General features: G+C 43.1%; 2 protein-coding genes and 1 pseudogene. 1 reads left to right on the top strand and 2 read right to left on the bottom strand.

The annotated features are described in order from the left end of the window. Positions 1-996: 996 nt before the first annotated feature. Positions 997-1,095, bottom strand: coding sequence for a smalltalk protein (locus EXN75_RS17945; protein WP_408005981.1), 99 nt, complete (start codon positions 1,093-1,095; stop codon positions 997-999). Positions 1,096-1,195: 100 nt separating this feature from the next. Next, a complete protein-coding gene (locus EXN75_RS17315; RefSeq protein WP_134844748.1) occupies positions 1,196-1,498 on the bottom strand; it encodes a hypothetical protein in 303 nt (100 codons plus the stop codon). Between the two features lie 8 nt (positions 1,499-1,506). Here EXN75_RS17315 and EXN75_RS17320 point away from each other — a divergent pair. Then, positions 1,507-1,687, top strand: a pseudogene (locus EXN75_RS17320) (M3 family metallopeptidase); the annotation flags it as partial.

Here is a 1,687-nt window from a genome sequence, read left to right on the forward strand (position 1 = left end):
TGCGGTGGAGTATGCAAACAAAATGGTACGGCAAATCAAGGAATGGTGTTTCTTTTGATCGGTTAGCCTGCAACCGACAAAAAGAAGCACTTTTCCTCATGCCGTACTACTGAGACATGAAAGGGTGACGTGCCACTGTTTCATGTCGTTTGGATTGTGCGATAAAAATGGGACTGCGAGTTGTGGCTATAAAAGTCAGCCGTTGTCAGCACGGCAAACAAAGAAAAGTCCTTGGCAGTATAGTCTTGAAGTATTTCAAGGCATACCGCCAAGGATTTTTCTTGCCGTGCCATAGTCGGAGGAAGTTAGTCTGAGGTACGAGGACTGTCTTTCTTCGACGACGGCTGACTTTTATACAAAACACACGAAAGGATGAGAATATGCAAACGAAATAGACCATTCAAAAAACAGAAACCATTGCCACATAAGTTTGAATGGATTGAAATGGAAATAGCAAAGAATAGAGAAGAATATGGTTTAATAAAAACAGATTTACCCAAGCAAAAAATCGAGGATAAAAAATCTTAAAACATTCTTTATCCCCGATTAAATATCGTACCTTTGCAACCGAGAGAGTTCTTTGAATGGTTATGCAAATCACAGCAAGATGCTACATTCTGTATATTTCTAATTCGTAACCTCTTCTTTTTATGAGATAAAAACTTATCTCATTCTCAATTACTTATAAAAAATAAGTACTTTCTTTCTTTGAAAGTGCCAAAAAACAAACAGATTAACTAAAAATATACAATAATGAAATGAAACAAGAATCGACATACTTACTTAATAGATGAAAAAACTGTGACAACTGTGACTGTGACATTTTTCGTTTATTTTTCAATTTCTTTCCCATTTTCTTTGCGATTCCGGAAATAAGCAAGAGAAAGGAGCACTCCCCTTCCCTTGCTTATTTTTTGTTACTTATCGAAGATTCCCACGATAAGCATGGTCTTCTCGGCCTCTTGGCGAATCGTGTACTTGAATGCACCGATTGCCTTACATGCAACTCGTTACGCCAAAGGCGGTGCCGAGAGCTGTGAGTACTGTGACGAGAAACTGAATGATGTTCTTCCAAACTTCTTTCTTGATAGTCATAATTCTTTGATTTTTAATGGTTAATATTTAATGGTTAATTATTCACTTTCAGTGGGAAATGCTGAGATTTATCGAAAAGGAAGCCCCGAAGGGCTATCCTTTACACTAATTCGTTATCGCCTGAGTCTGAACCGCTTGAGCTGCCACCTCCCTGTCCGGTGTTGTCGTCCTTAGAGCCCGAGCCACCGCTCGGAGTGGAAGGAGTGGCAGGAGTGCTGCCTCCATTGTCGCCGCCACCATCAGAGCCTTCCTCCACGGTCACACGATTGTCGAGGAGCTCGATGCGGCACTTCTTCTTCAACTCAGCGTTGCTCCATCCCTTGGTGTTGCGGAGGATGAGGTGAACACCCTCGATGCTCTGCGCAGTGACCTTTGCCGCAGACTCCTCTCCACGAGAGCTCATGCCGAGCGAGAAGAGGCCGAGGTCGAATGAGCGCCTTTGCCAAGCAAAGCAAGCAGCGCGGTCAGTTGCCTATCATATATAATGTATGCAACAATGCCAAGGCACCAGAAGGTCAGCCATCCCTGATTACCTGGGATGAGGTAACCACCCTGTTCCATGAGTTCGGTCATGCCCTTCACGGAATGCTCT

Source organism: Segatella hominis (assembly GCF_004535825.1).
GTDB classification, from domain to species: domain Bacteria; phylum Bacteroidota; class Bacteroidia; order Bacteroidales; family Bacteroidaceae; genus Prevotella; species Prevotella hominis.